The organism is Lysinibacillus sp. FSL L8-0312, assembly GCF_038003285.1.
Taxonomy (GTDB): Bacteria; Bacillota; Bacilli; order Bacillales_A; family Planococcaceae; genus Lysinibacillus; species Lysinibacillus fusiformis_D.
In genome coordinates this window covers 1,627,011-1,644,563 of record NZ_JBBOOV010000001.1, presented here as the reverse complement: position 1 = coordinate 1,644,563, position 17,553 = coordinate 1,627,011, and the positions used below count along the sequence as shown (strand labels likewise).

Here is a 17,553-nt window from a genome sequence, read left to right as displayed (position 1 = left end):
TTAGAAGGAGAGCTGCATGAAAAAACTACGCGTATTTGTTGTATCTGATTCTGTCGGCGAAACTGGTGATCAAGTTGCCAAAGCGGTTATTAGCCAGTTCCGACCGGGTTTAGAAAATACTGTGATTCGTCGGTTTCCTCACATTCAGTCCGAGGAGCTAATCCGTAAAATTGTTTTCCTTGCAGCCCAACAACGAGCATTTATCGTCTATACATTAGTTCGTCAAGAAATGCGTAAATTATTACATGATTTATGTGAGCAAGAAAAAATTCAGGCAGTAGATATTTTAGGACCAGCCTTACAAACTATGGCAACCTTTATGGAAGAAAACCCATTAGAAACGCCAGGGATTGTTCATATGTTGGATGATGATTATTTTAAAAAAATTGAAGCCATTGAATTTGCGGTAAAATATGATGATGGCAGAGATCCACGTGGGTTATTACAGGCTGATATCGTACTCGTAGGCGTATCAAGAACATCCAAAACACCACTTTCACAGTATTTAGCCCATAAAAAATATAAGGTGGCAAATGTTCCTTTAGTACCAGAGGTAGAGCCACCGGAAGAGCTTTTACAAATAGATCCGAAAAAATGCTTTGGCTTAATCATTTCACCTGAAAAGTTAAACTTTATCAGAAGAGAAAGATTAATGTCACTCGGATTAAATGATGATGCTATCTATGCACAACATGAACGGATTTTAGATGAGATACAACATTTTGAAAAAATTGTCGGTAAAATAGGTTGTCAAGTTATTGATGTGACTAATAAAGCTGTCGAAGAGACTGCAAATACGATCATTGAACATATTTTTACTCGTAAATAAGATGGAAATTTAAACCACCTCGGTTAGTAGAGGCGGTTTTTTTGAGTGTATTTTGAAAATAGTATAGATAAAAACTAATTTTTGTTTTATAATAATAAAATTGTGGTAAAAATATTTATAAGAGAAAAATCCTAATTTTTTGTCGAGAAATAAAGGAATTTTGAAACGAATAGCGAATTGTGTTTCTAGAACGCAAATATTAAAGATGGTGATGGATTTGGCAGGGAAGATTCCAGAAGAAGTAATTGAACAGATTCGTACACAATCGGATATCGTTGATGTGATTAGTGAATACATGCAGCTGACCAAGCGTGGGCGAAATTGGTTTGGCCTCTGTCCATTTCATGGAGAGCAAACACCGTCTTTTTCTGTATCAACAGACAAGCAAATCTTTCATTGCTTTGGTTGTGGTGCAGGGGGGAATGCTATTACTTTTGTAATGGATATAGAAGGCATTTCTTTTCCTGATGCCGTTGTGAAACTTGGGGAACGTGCTGGCATACACTTAGATGTTGAGCCAAGCTTTCCAGAGGGAACAAAAAAGATATCTAAAGCAGAAGAAAGGATGAAAGAAGCACACGCTTTTGCAGCAGATTTTTTTCATCATCTACTGTTGAATACAGAGGATGGCGAAGAACCTTTAAATTATTTGCTAGAAAGAGGATTTACAAGGGAACTTATAGAATCTAATAACATTGGTTGGTCTCTCCCAAGCTTTGAAGCATTAACAATATTGCTTGAAAGAAAAGGTTATAACTTACAAGAAATTGCGGAAAGTGGCCTCATCATTAAGCGAGAGGGAGAAGAACGCTACTTTGATCGCTTTAGAGGACGTATTATGTTTCCGATTCGAGATGAGAATGGTAAAATTATTGCCTTCTCAGGTCGAATACTTACATCAACTGGTGAAGAAGCGAAATATTTAAATAGTCCAGAATCACCAATATTTCAAAAAAGTGAAGTGCTTTATAACCTAGATAAAGCACGAACTTCTATCAGAAAAAATCGTCAAGTAGTATTGATGGAAGGTTTTATGGATGTTTTAGCGGCCAACTCTGTAGGTGTCATGAATGTGGTTGCGACAATGGGAACTTCGCTAACAAATCAGCATATCACAAAGCTAAAACGCTTAGTAGAGCAAATTACGATTTGCTATGATGGTGATAATGCTGGATTTGATGCAGCGAAACGAGCGGCGCAATTACTGCATACGGAGCGCATGAAAGTCGATATTGCTGTATTGCCAGAAAAATTAGATCCTGATGAATACATTCACTCTTTAGGTGGACAAGCATTTAAGGAACAAATTTTGGAAAATCCTCATGCGTATATTGCTTTTATGATGATGCATGCTAGACGCAATAAGAACTTTCAATTTGAAAATGATACGCTTCAGTATATTCAAGAAGTCCTTGAACAACTAGTAGGGAGATCCTCACCAGTTGAACGAGATTTGTATATACGACAGTTATCAAATGAAACCAATATATCGGAAGAAGCCATTTATGCTCAATTCCGAAAGTTGGAGGCTAATCAGGTACGTTCTGCAAAATCAGAAATGCCTACACAGATGCCTTCAATGCCAGTCACGCAGCAGCAAAAGCCTATGGACGCAGCCGAACGTGCCGAACGTTTATTACTGGCTCATATGCTTCATAATATAGATGTAGTGGACAGGGTATTACGTAGTGAGCAAAAGGAGCCATTTGTACGAGATGCTTATATGGCTGTTTTTGTTCGCTTAGTAGGGTTTTATGAGGAATATGGTCATCCTGATTATCAACGCTTTGTGGAAATTTTGGATGACGCTGAATTACGAAAAATTGTCATGGAAGCAGCTTTAGTTGAGCGAGATCCTGATCAAGCAGAGGCAGAGGTAATGGACTCCATCCGTCAGCTTCAAAAATATAGAATTGAGCAAGAAATTTATCAAAAGATGCATGAGTCAAAGGAAGCGGAGAAGATGCATGAGTATGCACGTGCACTTGAAATCGCCCAACAGATTATTCATTTAAGAAAATCGTTATCGGCGATTTAACCCGATTCGGTTGTTTAGAAGGAGGAAGGTTTATGGCGGACAAGTCAGAACGTTCAAAAGAGATAGAAGTAGAAATTACATTAGATGATGCAAAAAAATTCCTACAAGAAAAAGCGAAAACAGAAGGTGAAATTTCGATGAAAGAAATTTCAGAGAAACTAACACCTTATGAATTGGAAAATGAAGAAATTTTCCATTTTGCTGAGGATCTTGAAAAGCATAAAGACATTCAAATCATTGGAAAAGAAGAATTTGAAGAAGAAAGTCTAATGAAAGAAGAAGCAAATGAAGAAACTTTCGACTTAAACGATTTGAGTGTACCACCAGGTGTTAAAATAAATGACCCTGTACGTATGTATTTAAAAGAAATCGGCCGAGTAGATTTACTATCTGCTGAGCAGGAAATTGCACTTGCAGAGCGTATTGAGCAAGGAGACGAGGAAGCACGTAAACGTTTAGCAGAGGCGAACTTACGTTTAGTTGTATCGATTGCAAAACGTTATGTTGGTCGTGGTATGCTATTCCTTGATTTAATCCAAGAAGGGAATATGGGTCTGATTAAGGCTGTTGAAAAATTCGATTACCGTAAAGGATTTAAATTCTCTACTTACGCTACATGGTGGATTCGTCAGGCAATTACACGCGCGATTGCTGACCAAGCTCGTACGATTCGTATTCCTGTTCATATGGTCGAAACCATTAATAAATTAATACGTGTACAACGTCAACTTTTACAAGATTTGGGTCGTGAGCCTTCTCCAGAAGAAATTGGAGAGGAAATGGATTTAACACCTGAAAAAGTTCGTGAAATTTTAAAAATTGCACAAGAACCAGTATCTCTTGAAACACCAATTGGAGAAGAAGATGATTCACATTTAGGAGACTTTATTGAGGATTCTGAAGCACAATCTCCATCTGACCATGCAGCCTATGAACTGTTAAAAGAGCAATTAGAAGATGTACTAGATACGTTAACAGACCGTGAAGAAAACGTACTTCGTTTACGTTTTGGATTAGATGATGGTCGCACACGTACATTAGAAGAGGTAGGAAAAGTCTTTGGCGTAACTCGTGAGCGTATTCGTCAAATCGAGGCGAAAGCATTAAGAAAATTACGTCATCCTTCTCGCAGTAAACGTTTAAAAGATTTCTTAGAATAAATTTAAATAGATGGAGCTATCCGACTAGTGTAAATATACCTAGTTGGGATAGCTCCTTTTTTATATACTGAAAAGGTAATAAGCCCCGCTACTCGACTTTCTTATTTTCGACAATAATAGATAATTAGAATGAAGGAAATGAAAGATTTGCGACTTTATACAGATGTGTTTTCCAAAATTGTGAGATAAAATTGTAATACAACCATTATTAAGCAATGTTTGGAGCTATCACTATGACAAATCCTCGAAAGAAAATAATCCTTAATGAAATTTTATTTTGGAAGCAAAATAAACTTTTACCAGAGCACTATTGTGACTTTTTAGCAGCTCTTTATACAGAAGGGGCTGATATAGAGGAGTTAGAGCCAGTGCAACATCCTAAACAAGCGATTTTGCCATCAGAAAAAAGAAAAATGGTCCTATTAGTAGTGGGTCTATGTATCGCCATCATGGCTGTTTTGACACTCTATTTTACAATGCAATCTTTGACTTTGATATTAACTGTGGTTGTGGGATTAGGGGCATGTATCTTATTTATTGCTGCATGGCAAATGGCACAAAAAAAACATCTACTGGCGCCTATTTTTCATGTACTGGCAGCCATTCTGCTATTTAGTATGTCTATTCGTATTTGCACTACATATTTTAGTGGAAATAATACGGTTTTGTTTTGTTTGATTGCAGCGAATTGTATAATTTGGCTTTGGTCGGGTATTAAAATGAAACTGCTATATTTCACAGTCTCAGGTGTTTTAGGGTTAGTAGCACTGATTGGATATTATATCATAAATCTATCTTGATACAGCAAATATTATATTGAAATTATTATTACATGAGAATCTGTATGTTGATACAAGACATACAGATTTTTTAATTTTTTGGTATATGTACGTGTGCAAAGGGTATGATAACAACAGAATCGTAATGAAAACAATGGTATGGAAAAGGATAAATATGACCAAATTTTGGGGTTGGCAAGACATATTTTATCCAATAGATACAGAAATGTCGAATTTGTTACAAACAAAGGAAAACTTAGCGAATAGGGCTTTTCGTTTCTTTGTTAATGAAGTACAATATTAGATGTTGACTGATTCTATATTATAATAGAAGTAGACTTAAAATGAGGAGGGGAAACTTATGAAAAACAATCCAGTCGTTCCTTACATCTTAATTCTGGCATTTGGTATTGGTCTTATTTTCTTCATGTCTTTACAAGGTGCAGATAACAAGAAAGAAATTGCTGCTGAACATGAGGGCGGTGGCGAAACTACTGAAACTACAGATGCAAACGATGATGGTGCAGCACTAGTACAATCTTGTATCGGTTGTCACGGTAATGATTTAAGTGGTAGTATGGGTCCAAACCTACATGGCTTAGATGAAGCCCATATCGTTGAAGTTTTAACAAAGGGTATCGAAGGTACTCCAATGCAACCGAACATGAAAACTGAAGAGGAAGCAAAAGCAATCGCTGAATACATTTCTACTTTAGAATAGTATGACTGACAAGTAGCTGTACTGACATAGTACAGCTACTTTTATCTTCAGCTACATAATGAAAATGGGGTTGTCCACAAAAAATGTGGGGCAACTCCATTTGTTTTTTTTCACGACATCATCCATACTATTAATGGACTCTATTGAAGATAGGCGGTATAAAATGAACGCACAAAAACTTTCAAAACGATTAGAAACAGTAGCAAAATTTGTTCCCACAGGAGCTATTATGGCAGATATCGGTAGTGACCATGCCTATCTACCATGCTATTTGATTCATCAGGGAACTGCTTCTCGTGCCATCGCAGGAGAGGTTGTAAAAGGACCCTATGAATCAGCTGTAGGACAAGTACAAAAGGAAGGCTTAACGGAGAAGATTACCGTACGTCTTGCAGATGGATTAGCAGCGATTGAAATGACTGACCATGTGGACACAGTCACAATTGCTGGGATGGGTGGACCTTTGATTGTTTCCATCCTAGATAAGTATCCTGAAAAGCTTCAAGGTGTCACACGTCTTATTTTACAGCCCAATATTCATGCTAAGGTCATTCGTGAGTGGGCGTTAGCACATCAGTGGGCGATTCTGGATGAAGAGATCTTAGAGGAAGATGATAAAATCTATGAAATCCTTGTATTGCAAAGAGGACAAATGAAGCTATCTACAGCAGAGATTTTATTTGGTCCTAAATTAAGCCAACGCAAATCACCAGCATTTATGAAAAAATGGTTACGCGAAAAAGACAACTGGCAACGAGTGCTACAATCCATTGAAGAGGCAGAACAAACACCTGAAATTGAAGAAAAGCGTGCAGAGTTAATGGCTCTGATACATTTAGTGGAAGGAGTTTTGTAAGATGAAAACCGTGAATGGTCAAGAAATCATTCAAGTGTTCGAAGCATGGTCGCCCAAGAAACTTGCTTGCATGGACAATGATCCAATTGGGTTAGCTATAGGGACACTCAATAAACCTGTCCATAGAGTATTGGTGACGTTAGATGTTAATGATGCTGTTGCAAACGAGGCAATAGAAAAGGGCTGTGAGCTGATTATCGCGCACCATCCACCAATCTTTAGACGTCTGTCGAATATCCGCACAGATCAACCAGCGGGACGCCTATATGAAAAGCTGATTAAACACGATATCGCTGTTTATGCGGCCCATACTAATTTAGATGTAGCTGAAGGTGGGGTCAATGATCTACTAGCAGATGCCCTACAGCTAAAAAATTGTTCCATATTAGAAGAAACGTATGCCGAAAATCTGTTCAAGCTAGCTGTCTTTATACCTACTGCCAATGCAGAAGTATTACGTGAGGCTCTAGCAAAGGCTGGGGCAGGTCGTATTGGTGACTATGAAGCATGCAGTTATACGACGACTGGAGAAGGACGATTCCGTGCATTAGCAGGAGCAAATCCATTCGTTGGCACTATTGATGAATTACATGTGGAGGAAGAGGTAAAGGTCGAGGTCGTATTTCCTGAATCCATCAAAAACCGCGTATTAAAGGCGATGCTTACTAGTCATCCTTATGAGGAACCCGCTTATGATGTGATACGTCTTGAGCAGCAAACTAATGTTATGGGGTTGGGGCGAGTAGGATACTTGCCACAAGAAATGACGCTACAACAATTTGCAGAATTTGTAAAGCAGCAGTTAGAAGTTCCAGCAGTTCGTGTGGTTGGTGATTTACAATCGAAGATTAACAGAGTGGCGCTTGTTGGTGGAGACGGCAATAAATATATTTATGCGGCAAAACGCGCTGGAGCAGATGTTTTCTTAACGGGTGATATGTACTTCCATACAGCACAGGACGCACAAGCCATTGATTTGCAAATTGTAGATCCGGGTCATCATGTAGAAAAGGTGATGATTGCAGGGGTAGCCAAAAAAATGGCTGAACTATGTGAGGATAAAAAATACCATGTTGAATTTGTACAATCAACCATCAATACAGAACCATTTTTATTTGTATAAGCGAGGGGAACAAATGTGGCGAATGATAGACCTGGAGGCAATAAGACGGGTAAGTTATGGATTATAATTGGTTTATTCATTGCTGTTTTTGGCATTGGTATGACGGTGATGACAAATACGATCAATGACAAGAAAATAGATGCGATGACACAGCAATGTGAAAATGATGGTGGACAAGCGATTGTATCAAAGGAAAAAAACTTTTTATCCACTAGCTATTCATTTGAATGTAAACAATAAGATGGTGGCTGAATGCTAGTGGAACTAGTATTCAGCCTATGTTGTTGAAAAAAGGTAATGTCAACGGCAGAATAAGCAATTTTGAAAGGCGAGGGGTTGATTTCCATTCCGCCAGCGTCCTTTCCAGGGGGCGTCCGATGAGCCGCTTCACTCACTGCGTTCGCTCCAGGGTCTCCTCTGTGACGCTAAATCCCCTAGGAGTGACGCTGGCTCCACCCCAATCAACCATTCTGCAAAAGATAGCTTCTTATTTTCAATGTGGAGAAGTGATGTGTGACAACACCCCTCCATAAAAGAGTAGTGAATACCTTCACTTGAACCTTTGCTAAATTTATGGAGTGGAGTGGAAGGCTACTTGGCTCCTGTGGGATAGCGAGACAGGCGAGCCTCTAAACGGAGCGGCTCGGCGCTCGCCCACAGGAAAGCAAGTAGCCTGCAACGGAAATCCTTTTTCACCTTTCACATAAATTCTATGGATGGTTTTGTTTTTCAACACTATGGGCTGAATGCTAGTGGAACTAGTATTCAGCCTTTTTAATAGGCAAAGAATCTATAGGTAGTGATAAGATGGAGGAGAAATCAAAGAATAGGAATGGGGAGATTTGACTTGTTTATTCGATTATCAAAAGATCAGCAAGAAATGATACTGGCTGATATTCAACGGTTTTTCTATAATCAGCGTGATGAAGATATTAGTGAATTTGAAGCAGAGCGTGTATTCGATTTTATCAAGGAACATATTGCTCCTCATATTTATAATGCCGCTCTATCCGATGCCAAATATGTAGTGGAAAGACAATACGCCTCTATTGAGGAGGAATTGGAGGCATTGGAGCAACCTATTAAAATGAAATAATCGCCCCTCTAGTTTAAACAATTGACAGAAAATAAAAAATTATGTTAATTTAATTCTGATTATTCTAGGCTGACAAATTAGTGATGAATAAAGGGGTATGTTCCTGACCAAAATGGTTACGAGTGGCGATCGCGTACAATGAACGATGATGGAGTCACAAGAACGGATGAAAAAGAGGAGGCGTCATATGTTAAAAATCGGCATTATTTTAGGAAGTACGCGAGAGGGTCGTGTAAGCCCACAGGTTGGCACATGGGTAAAGGAAGTGGCAGAAAAACGTCGTGATGCGGAATATGAAATAATTGATATCGCTGATTTTAAATTACCGCTTTTAGGGGAGCCGGGCGGAGATGCTTCAGGAGTAGCGGCCTGGTCAGAAAAAGTCGCAGCATGCGACGGCTTTGTCTTTATTGTTGCTGAGTACAATCACTCCATTACAGGTGCATTAAAAAATGCATTAGATTATTTACGAGTGGAATGGAATAATAAAGCTGCTGGAATCGTTTCTTATGGTTCTGTTGGAGGTGCTCGTGCAGCTGAGCATTTACGAGGTATTCTTGGAGAATTACTAGTTGCCGATGTCCGTGTGCATCCAGCACTATCTTTATTTACTGATTTTGAAAATGGCTCTGTCTTTAAACCAAAAGAGGTGCAAGCAGATTCTGTTCATCAAATGTTAGATCAGCTCGTACCGTGGGCAACCGCTTTAAAAACAATTCGATCATAATTTCATGGCAATATGCACTCCCTATGTGCATATTGTTTTTTTATTTAAATGTGTTGATAAAATTACTCTTCTTCATTCACTAGTACGGTGAATGGAGTTTTTTTATTTTTAATAAAATACTAATATTTAAAAATATTCTTTCAATTCAGAAAATAATATGATACTATTAAAAAAATTATAGTTATACTTCAAAAAATACAGTGTAATCAAAAAAGAGGTGGCAATTTGGAAGATATTCATCAAACCATAAAAAAAACAAGGATTGATCAAGGCATGACATTAAAGAATTTAAGTGAAAAAACAAACTTATCGATTAGTTTTCTTTCACAAATAGAAAGGGGGTCATCTTCACTGGCTATTACATCTCTAAAAAAAATAGCTGATGCATTTGGAGTTCCGATCACCTACTTTTTTGAGTCCGATTCAAATAATACGTATGTCGTAAAAGAAACTGATCGCAAACCATTTAAATTAGAAGCATCTTCGATAGAATATACGCGACTTAATGGACATTTTAGTGGAAGAAATCTTGAACCGTTGCTTGTGAAGCTGGCCCCGGGTCAAATGGACAAAAATCAAGAATCGAGTCATCCAGGGGAAGAGTTTTATTACGTATTAAAGGGTGCTGTCCTATTTAAGGTTGATGGGCAAGAATATTTTCTTAGAGAAGGTGAAACAATTCATTATCCTTCTGAAGTTCCACATTCATGGGAAAATCCTTTGAATGAAGAAAGTATTGTTTTAAGTGTGTTAACGCCAGTGATTTTCTAAAAAAAAGGAAGGTTGGGTGGATGGAATGAGAGTCGCAACAGATATTGGGGGTACATTTACAGATTTAGTGTATGTTGATGAACATGGAAACTTCGGCTATGAAAAAAGTAATACAACTCCTCCAAATTTTGAACAAGGAGTCATTGATGTTATTAAGAAAAGTGGAGTGGATCAACAGCATTTAGAAATGTTTATCCATGGCACAACGGTTATTATCAATGCTTTAACTGAGCGTAAAGGAGCAAAGACGGGTCTAATTACAACTAAGGGGTTTAGGGATGTGTTGGAAATTGCTCGTGGAAATCGACCTGATTTATTTAATGTTAAGTATCAAAAACCACAGCCATTTGTAGAACGATATTTACGCAGAGAAGTAACTGAAAGACTTAATTATAAGGGACAAGTATTAGCAGCTCTGGAAATGAATGAACTAGAAGAAATAGTTGAATATTTCAAGAAGGAACAGGTTGAGGCCATTGCAATCTCTTTTTTACACTCCTATGTTAATAACGAGCATGAAAAAGCAGCTGTAGAAAAAATAAAGGAATTGTGGCCAGAAGTTCAGGTAACCGCTTCCAGTGAAATTACACAAGAGTGGCGTGAATATGAACGCACTAATACAGCGGTTTTAAATGCTTATGTACAACCAACTGCAACAACTTATATTGATCGACTTGAGCAAAAATTACAAGATACTATTGATATAGAGCAAAGTTATATTATGCAGTCAAATGGTGGTACCACTAAATTTGATAATGCGAAGCGTTTACCAATTAATATGGTAGAATCAGGCCCAGTTGCTGGTATTTTAGGTGCAGCGGTACTCGGTGAATTACTAGGAGAAAAAAATATTATTGCTTTCGACATTGGTGGAACAACAGCAAAATGTTCATTGATTGAAAATGGCGAAGTAAAAGTTTCTACAGATTACTATATCGAAAAAGATACTCGACGCGCAGGTTATCCAATTAAAACACCAGTTGTTGATATTGTTGAGATTGGTAACGGTGGTGGTTCCATTGCATGGATTGATGGTGCAGGTTCATTAAAAGTAGGGCCGCAGTCAGCGGGTGCTCGACCAGGCCCAGTTGCGTATGGTCAAGGTGGAACAGAGCCGACCACAACGGATGCAAATTTATTAACTGGTAGATTATCACCGAAGAACTTTGATTACGAGGTGAATTTGAACAATGTGAAAAATGCAATTGAAGAAAAAATTGGGAAACATTTTCATATGTCTGCTGAAGAAGCGGCACTTGGAATTATTCGTATCGCCAATTCCAATATGTTAAATGCTCTAAAGTTGATTTCTATTCGTAAAGGTCATAACCCTCAAGACTTTACCTTGATTGCATTTGGTGGGGGAGGTTCGATGCATGCACCTGCGTTAGCATTGGAATTAGGTGTTAAAAAGGTTATTATTCCAATCGCATCACCGGTGTTTTCCGCATGGGGGATGCTCATGACAGATTTACGTCATGATTATATTCAAACATACATTAAACGAATGAATAATCTTGATTTAACAAAAATGAACTCAATATGGGCAAATATTGAGCGTCAGGCATTCCAACATTTCCAAGAAGAAGGTATGGACAAAGATAATGTATTTTTCCAACGCTATGCAGATATGCGTTATCTAGGCCAGGAGCATACTGTGAAGGTACCTGTAGAGGGCGGTGAATGGAATCAACGAGTGTTAGATAAAGCGATTGCAGATTTTAATTTATTACATGAAAAGAATTTTACATTTAAACTACCAGAAGCAGAGACAGAAATCGTTAATATTCATGTGACGGCCTTTGGGAAGGTTGGTAAACCTAAATTAAAAACGATTGAGCGCCATACTAGCTTACAAGACGCATTAATAGAACAACGCAATGTTTATTTTGAAAATGATGGCTGGGTGAGAACAAATATATATGATCGTGAGCTATTACCTATTGAAATGAAGATAAGTGGTCCTGCTATTGTGGAAGAAAGAGCTGCAGCTACCGTAATCTATCATAAGCAATCACTCTATATAGATGCTTATGGAAATATTGTTATTGAAAAGGAGGAAGCGTAATGACTGCAATCAATCCGCAAATTGATCCATTTACTTTAGAAATTGTGAAGGATGCACTGCTATCTGCTGGAGATGAAATGTTTGTAGCTTTAGCACGAACTTCAATGAGTCCCATTATTTATGAAGTATTAGATTATGCGAGTGGCTTAACAGATTCAGAAGGTAATTTATTAACTCAGGGTAATGGTGTGACAGGTTTTATCGGCATGCTCACTTTTATGGTAAAAGAAACGTTAAAAAAATATCCAGGAGATAAATTAAAAGAAGGAGATATCATTATAATTAATGATCCTTATCAAGGCGGCGGTTCACACCTTTCAGATGTTGGACTCGTAATGCCAATTTTTTATAAAGGTCAATTAATTGCCTTTTCAGCTAATAAAGCTCATTGGACTGAAGTTGGAGGGAAGGATCCGGGTTCATTTACTAACGATTCTGTTGACATATTTCAAGAGGGACTACAGTTTTCATGTATCAAACTTTATGACGAAGGTAAATTGAATGAAGCACTTGTTGAAATAATACGTTCAAATGTGCGATTCCCAGATCTATCTTTAGGAGATATGTTTGCACAAGTTGCAGCTCTTCGAACAGGAGAAAAACGAGTAAGAGAATTGTGTGATAAATACACATTAGCTACCATATTGGCAGCAATTGAATATCATTTAGATCATGGCGAAGCGATGGCCAAGCAGGAGCTTGCTAGATTACCTAAAGGAGAATTTTACGCAGAAGATTTTATTGATACAGATGGGATTGGTAACGGACCATTTCCAATAAAAGTGAAAGTGACAATATCAGATGATGAATTTATTTGTGATTTTAGGGGGAGTTCTCCTCAAGTACCTGGACCAATGAATTGTTCCTATACAGGTTTAGCATCAGCTGTACGTGCAATCTTCTTAGCTATTACAAATCCAGCGCAGGATGTAAATGATGGTGTGTTTAGACCACTAAAAATAATTGTTGATCCTCAATCAATTATGTCTGCGGAAAGACCAGTACCTGTGTCCAATTATTTTGAAACCTTGCTTGGCAGCTTAGATTTAGTATGGAAAGCCTTGGCACCACATATACCGAGTCGATTAACTGCTGGTCAGTTTTTATCCGTTTGTGCTGTAACGTTAAGTGGTACACATCATGATACAGGAGAGCCATTTTTAATTGTTGAGCCATCAGTAGGTGGATGGGGTGGTGGAAACGATGCTGATGGAGCCTCTGGTCAATTCTGTTTTTCGGATGGTGAGACGTATAATGTGCCAATTGAGGTAGCGGAAACTCGCTATGGTGTGTTAATTGATGAATATTGTTTAAGAGAAGATAGAAATGGAGCAGGGGCTGGAGAATACATTGGTGGCAAAGGAGTAATCAGATCCTATAGAGCCATGACGGACAATCAAGCAGTAACAGTGACCTTTGGTAGGAATAAGTTTTTACCATGGGGGATTGACAATGGACATGAAGGTTCGCCGAATGAATTTTATGTAAAAAAAGCGAATGGCCAGGTAGATGGACCATTCGGGGTCTATCCAAGATATAAACTAGATAAAAATGATGTGGTTCAATTAATGACTGGCACGGGTGGAGGCTATGGCAATCCACTTAAACGTCCAGCGGAACAGGTAGCACATGATGTGAAAAATGGCTATTTTTCAAGAAAAGAAGCAGAAGCTATTTTTCATGTTCTTGTAGATGAGTCAGACTACAGCTTTAAAGAAATGCCAGAAAGAAATCGAGTAGTAAAGGGAGAATAACTATGATTATTAAAGAAGTATCACAGAAAGATATTGTTCAACAGAACCTATTTCAAGACAAATACAACGATAGCCAAATAAAGTTTGGCTTTGTCCAAATAAAACCAGGGGAGCGGTTACCATTAGAAGGGACAACTTCTCATTTAGAAAATGAGTACTCCTTTATTGTAAAAGGTACTTTAACTGGAGAATCCGGTGGAGAAAATTACCGAATTTCACAAGGAGAAGCTTCCTATATTCCTGCTGGAGAACCTCATTGGTGTAAAAATGATAGTGATGAAGTGGTTGAACTTGTCTATGCGCTATTGGATATAAGATAAAGAGATTTAATAGAAAACAAGCTATGAATAAACACATACAGTAAGGGGGTTAAGTAAAATGAAAAATGAAGTCAACACAGAAAAAACATCTATGCTTGGGAAAGATCCTGCATTAACGCCAATACCAGAGAATGATCGTCAACATTGGATGACACCAACAATGATATTTGGTGGGCTTGAATTTACCATTCCTGTTTTAATGGTAGGAGCAAGTTTATCAGCTAGTTTCGGATTAGGTAAGATTTTTTTAATATTGATCATTGCTTTATTTGTTTTTCAATGGCTTGGTAATGCATTACAAGGATATATCGGTGCAAAAACAGGGCTACCTTCTTCAGTTATTGCCAAAACAAGCTTTGGAACGGTTCAAGCTAAGTTAATAGTTGGATTGACAATATTTATTGTTTCACTTGGCTGGTGGGCATTACAAACGGCTGTTGCTGGAAATGCTATTGCTGCTATGTTTGGGATTGACTATAAACATGACTGGTTAGCTTGGGCAATAGTCACGACAGTGGCAGGTCTTCTTTTTGCTGCACCTTCAATTATTGGCTATGGTTCAATGAAGTGGACAGATTATTTAGCTGTCCCATCGGGTTTATTGTTAATTGTTGGTGGTATTTATTTAGCATTAAAAAATACGGGCTGGCAGACAATTGCATCTTGGAGTCCTGAACCATCGATGACCATAATGGCAGCTATTAGCCTTGTAATTGGTGTCAATGTGTCACAATGGGTAATTGCTTCTGACTACACTCGTTACGCAAAGCCGACTTGGAAAGACAATTTTATTATTCCAAGTGGGATAGTTTTAATTGGATTCCCTCTATTTATTGTAGGAGCCATCATGTCTGTGGGTGTGGGAGATCCTGATATCGTGAATGTTATGATGAATTTAGGTTTTCCAGTTTGGGGCTTTCTCATCTTATGGTTAGCTACTTGGACATCTCAATTGGTTAACAATTACAGTATGGGATTAGCGTTAGCTAATGTTTTAAATGTGACATCAGGTAAGGGGCGTGCGTTACTCACATTTATTGGTACCATAATTGCCATAATCATTGCGTTAATGGGCATTCTAGATTACTTCACAGACTTTCTGTATTTAACAGCTTTGCTTTATCCAGCAATAGCAGGTGTTATGTTTGCTGACTTCTTTTTAATCCGTAAAAGACAATGGGTTGAAATAAAAGGATGGAATTGGATGGCTACCATTGCTGTCATTGCAGCTGTTATGATTGGGTACTATTTCCAATATGTAAATCCAATGGGTTTACCTGCAGTACTATCTTTATTTGTTTCGATCGTTGTTTATTTAATCGCAATGAAAGTAAAGAAACAAGTGGCCCCTGATCAATTTACAGGAAATAATCTATCGGATTAGGGATTAATCAAAGGATACTGGAGGATCATTTTTGAAGGTAGTTCCATATTAAAATAAAATGCAACTTTACAATGGAAATCGTAACAGGAGTAGAGATTTTTCCTATGAGTTTCAAATTAATAGAACGGCCACTTTCAGTAATACGATCAACATGAAAGTGGCCCTTTGGTTGAGACAGCTACCATTAATGTTTGATTTCTTCAATGACTTTTTCTTTTAAATCATTCTCCATAGAAGATAGTTTTACTGTATTTGTGAGGCGTTCCTTTAATTCTTTATCAGTCATAATGCCACGTTCCTCTAAAATTTGTATAAGTAGATTCAATGTTAGCATATTTTTAATTTCCGCTGCTTTTGTCCCCATATAAAACCCTCCAAAATGATAGAATTACTACCCCTTTAGTGTACTCCTTTTTGAAAAGCGTAACACAGAATGGACAAAAACAAGCAAATTTATTTCGTGTCCCGGAATATGTAGGTAAAAATAAGCAATCCAATGACAAGCTATTCCATGAGATAAATTTGATAGAACAGGACCATGAAAACAGTGAATATTGTTTTGAATGGGGTCATACCTTCGTAACAGGAGGGATTCAATGGTCAAACGGTTTGGGCTTGTTATAGGATTGTTAGTCGTCATCATATCTCTATTGATCCTGTTTGATAAAATAAAAATAGATAATAAATCAGAAACAACAAAAGAGGGACAACCGCTTATTACGAATGAAGAGTTGAGCCTATCTAGATTGAAGGATAAGCTTCTTGAAAAGTATGTTGGCATTGATGTCAAAACGACTGCAGAAAAGGAATTGGTGATCCAGGTTGTAGGCGAAGAAGACTATTTCCAGTCCGTCAAAAAAGATATGGAATCCATTGCAAAAAATGTGATTAAAACCTCCGCATTAAAGGACTATCCGATTGTTTTTGAAAGATGGGAGTTTACTTCATTGCTTGATGACAACAAAATGCTGGGGGCTGATATTAACCTGTTGATGGAAGATTTAATCAAAGGCTTAGAGACTTTTGATGTATACGAATATTTAGTCATTGAAAATCGAACAACCATTACGATTCAAACAACGATAAAGAGTGCCACTCATGAAGATTTACAGTTAGCTATGAGGATGGAACAAGCCATTAAGAAGATTTTACAAACAAATGCATCACCAAATCAGTCCTATGTCATTAACATATTAAATACACAGCGGGAAAAACTAAATTAGCTATCTTAAGCCATGACAAAGGCATCGAGAAATAACGCTCGATGCCTTTGTCATGGCTATGTAGTGAATGCAAAGAGTGCTTGATAAAGGGTTGCTAGGAGTGCAACGAAGTGCATATCGTCTGCTTGGAAAAGCTTAAATAGTATGCCTGTTCGTACTAGTTCGTTTTCAATAGGACTTGCACTGGCAATCTTTTCATCATTGCAATATAAATAAGCTGTAGAGGTAAAATCCTTTTCAAATCGAAAATGTAAATCGTCCATTTTGAATGCATAAGAGGATTCTAATAATTGGACTGTTTTTCGCTGAATCGGTATCGAGCTACCATCAGGCATCCTAATTTGATGGCTGACCCCTTTTGCTAATAGGGTAGATTGTACTTGAAAAAGTGGTGCTCCTGACGTAGTTCGCGTTTCATAACGATACGGTAATGTTTGCTGAGCCGCTACTAGCAGGACGGCATTCAGTATTTTACCAGTAGAGGAACGATCTACTTTTTGAAGCATACATATTGTTTCGTTGTGTTCATTCACGATTGGGATATCCGTAAAGCTTTTAAAAGCTTTTGGGTAGGTAAGTGTAAATGTTGCCATAAAGAAACCTCCAGTCATTATCTATACGAGTAAGCAGTCGAGGAGGTTTCAAGAAAATTTACTTACTAAAGAACAAGCCGAGCAATGTAACATAATCACTTTATTTCCAAA

The 17,553-nt window shown here is 37.7% G+C and carries 18 protein-coding genes; 16 read left to right on the top strand and 2 right to left on the bottom strand.

What is annotated here, in order from left to right; genetic code table 11:
* Positions 1-16: 16 nt before the first annotated feature.
* The 15 genes from MHI22_RS08370 to MHI22_RS08300 all read left to right on the top strand — a co-directional run bounded on the left by MHI22_RS08370 (position 17) and on the right by MHI22_RS08300 (position 15,626).
* Positions 17-829, top strand: a complete 813-nt coding sequence (locus MHI22_RS08370) for a pyruvate, water dikinase regulatory protein (RefSeq protein ID WP_036120506.1) — start codon at positions 17-19, stop codon at positions 827-829.
* Positions 830-1,034: 205 nt separating this feature from the next.
* Positions 1,035-2,867 (top strand): DNA primase, encoded by a 1,833-nt coding sequence (gene dnaG, locus MHI22_RS08365; RefSeq protein WP_080717049.1) that lies wholly within the window; start codon positions 1,035-1,037, stop codon positions 2,865-2,867.
* Between the two features lie 32 nt (positions 2,868-2,899).
* Positions 2,900-4,027: an RNA polymerase sigma factor RpoD gene (gene rpoD / locus MHI22_RS08360; RefSeq protein ID WP_004227165.1), complete on the top strand. Its 1,128-nt coding sequence runs from the start codon at positions 2,900-2,902 to the stop codon at positions 4,025-4,027.
* A 233-nt stretch (positions 4,028-4,260) separates the two neighbouring features.
* Positions 4,261-4,827, top strand: a complete 567-nt coding sequence (locus MHI22_RS08355) for a hypothetical protein (protein WP_036120498.1) — start codon at positions 4,261-4,263, stop codon at positions 4,825-4,827.
* Positions 4,828-5,167: 340 nt separating this feature from the next.
* Positions 5,168-5,527 carry a cytochrome c550 gene (gene cccA / locus MHI22_RS08350; RefSeq protein ID WP_036120495.1) on the top strand — a complete coding sequence of 120 codons (360 nt, stop codon included), beginning with the start codon at positions 5,168-5,170 and terminating at the stop codon, positions 5,525-5,527.
* A 163-nt stretch (positions 5,528-5,690) separates the two neighbouring features.
* A complete protein-coding gene (locus tag MHI22_RS08345; protein ID WP_058844762.1) occupies positions 5,691-6,383 on the top strand; it encodes a tRNA (adenine(22)-N(1))-methyltransferase in 693 nt (230 codons plus the stop codon).
* A gap of 1 nt (position 6,384) precedes the next feature.
* Complete coding sequence (locus MHI22_RS08340) at positions 6,385-7,506, top strand: Nif3-like dinuclear metal center hexameric protein (RefSeq protein ID WP_036120488.1); 1,122 nt, start codon at positions 6,385-6,387, stop codon at positions 7,504-7,506.
* Between the two features lie 15 nt (positions 7,507-7,521).
* Entirely contained in the window at positions 7,522-7,746 is a 225-nt protein-coding gene (locus MHI22_RS08335; RefSeq protein WP_036120485.1) for a hypothetical protein, read from the top strand.
* Between the two features lie 592 nt (positions 7,747-8,338).
* Entirely contained in the window at positions 8,339-8,602 is a 264-nt protein-coding gene (locus MHI22_RS08330) for a DUF2164 domain-containing protein (RefSeq protein WP_445668812.1), read from the top strand.
* A 187-nt stretch (positions 8,603-8,789) separates the two neighbouring features.
* The gene (locus MHI22_RS08325) at positions 8,790-9,329 is read left to right on the top strand and encodes an NAD(P)H-dependent oxidoreductase (RefSeq protein ID WP_141905094.1); all 540 of its coding nucleotides are present in this window, start codon (positions 8,790-8,792) and stop codon (positions 9,327-9,329) included.
* Positions 9,330-9,554: 225 nt separating this feature from the next.
* Complete coding sequence (locus tag MHI22_RS08320) at positions 9,555-10,100, top strand: helix-turn-helix domain-containing protein (protein WP_036125407.1); 546 nt, start codon at positions 9,555-9,557, stop codon at positions 10,098-10,100.
* A gap of 25 nt (positions 10,101-10,125) precedes the next feature.
* On the top strand, positions 10,126-12,168 hold the full coding sequence (locus MHI22_RS08315) for a hydantoinase/oxoprolinase family protein (protein ID WP_036125405.1): 2,043 nt from the start codon (positions 10,126-10,128) through the stop codon (positions 12,166-12,168).
* Positions 12,168-13,922 (top strand): hydantoinase B/oxoprolinase family protein, encoded by a 1,755-nt coding sequence (locus MHI22_RS08310; RefSeq protein ID WP_036125401.1) that lies wholly within the window; start codon positions 12,168-12,170, stop codon positions 13,920-13,922. The genes MHI22_RS08315 and MHI22_RS08310 overlap by 1 nt, the downstream gene beginning before the upstream one ends.
* Positions 13,923-13,924: 2 nt before the next feature.
* Positions 13,925-14,242, top strand: coding sequence for a cupin domain-containing protein (locus tag MHI22_RS08305; RefSeq protein WP_036125397.1), 318 nt, complete (start codon positions 13,925-13,927; stop codon positions 14,240-14,242).
* Positions 14,243-14,300: 58 nt separating this feature from the next.
* Positions 14,301-15,626, top strand: a complete 1,326-nt coding sequence (locus MHI22_RS08300; RefSeq protein ID WP_340811696.1) for a purine-cytosine permease family protein — start codon at positions 14,301-14,303, stop codon at positions 15,624-15,626.
* A 184-nt stretch (positions 15,627-15,810) separates the two neighbouring features.
* On the opposite strand, the gene MHI22_RS08295 is transcribed toward MHI22_RS08300, so the two are convergent.
* The gene (locus MHI22_RS08295; protein ID WP_036120467.1) at positions 15,811-15,990 is read right to left on the bottom strand and encodes a hypothetical protein; all 180 of its coding nucleotides are present in this window, start codon (positions 15,988-15,990) and stop codon (positions 15,811-15,813) included.
* A gap of 232 nt (positions 15,991-16,222) precedes the next feature.
* On the opposite strand from MHI22_RS08295, the gene MHI22_RS08290 reads away from it, so the two are divergent.
* Positions 16,223-16,849: a hypothetical protein gene (locus tag MHI22_RS08290; protein WP_271910342.1), complete on the top strand. Its 627-nt coding sequence runs from the start codon at positions 16,223-16,225 to the stop codon at positions 16,847-16,849.
* 56 nt (positions 16,850-16,905) lie between these two features.
* Here the strand turns inward: MHI22_RS08290 and MHI22_RS08285 are convergent, their stop codons facing one another.
* The gene (locus tag MHI22_RS08285) at positions 16,906-17,442 is read right to left on the bottom strand and encodes a tubby C-terminal domain-like protein (protein WP_340811693.1); all 537 of its coding nucleotides are present in this window, start codon (positions 17,440-17,442) and stop codon (positions 16,906-16,908) included.
* Positions 17,443-17,553 lie beyond the last annotated feature (111 nt).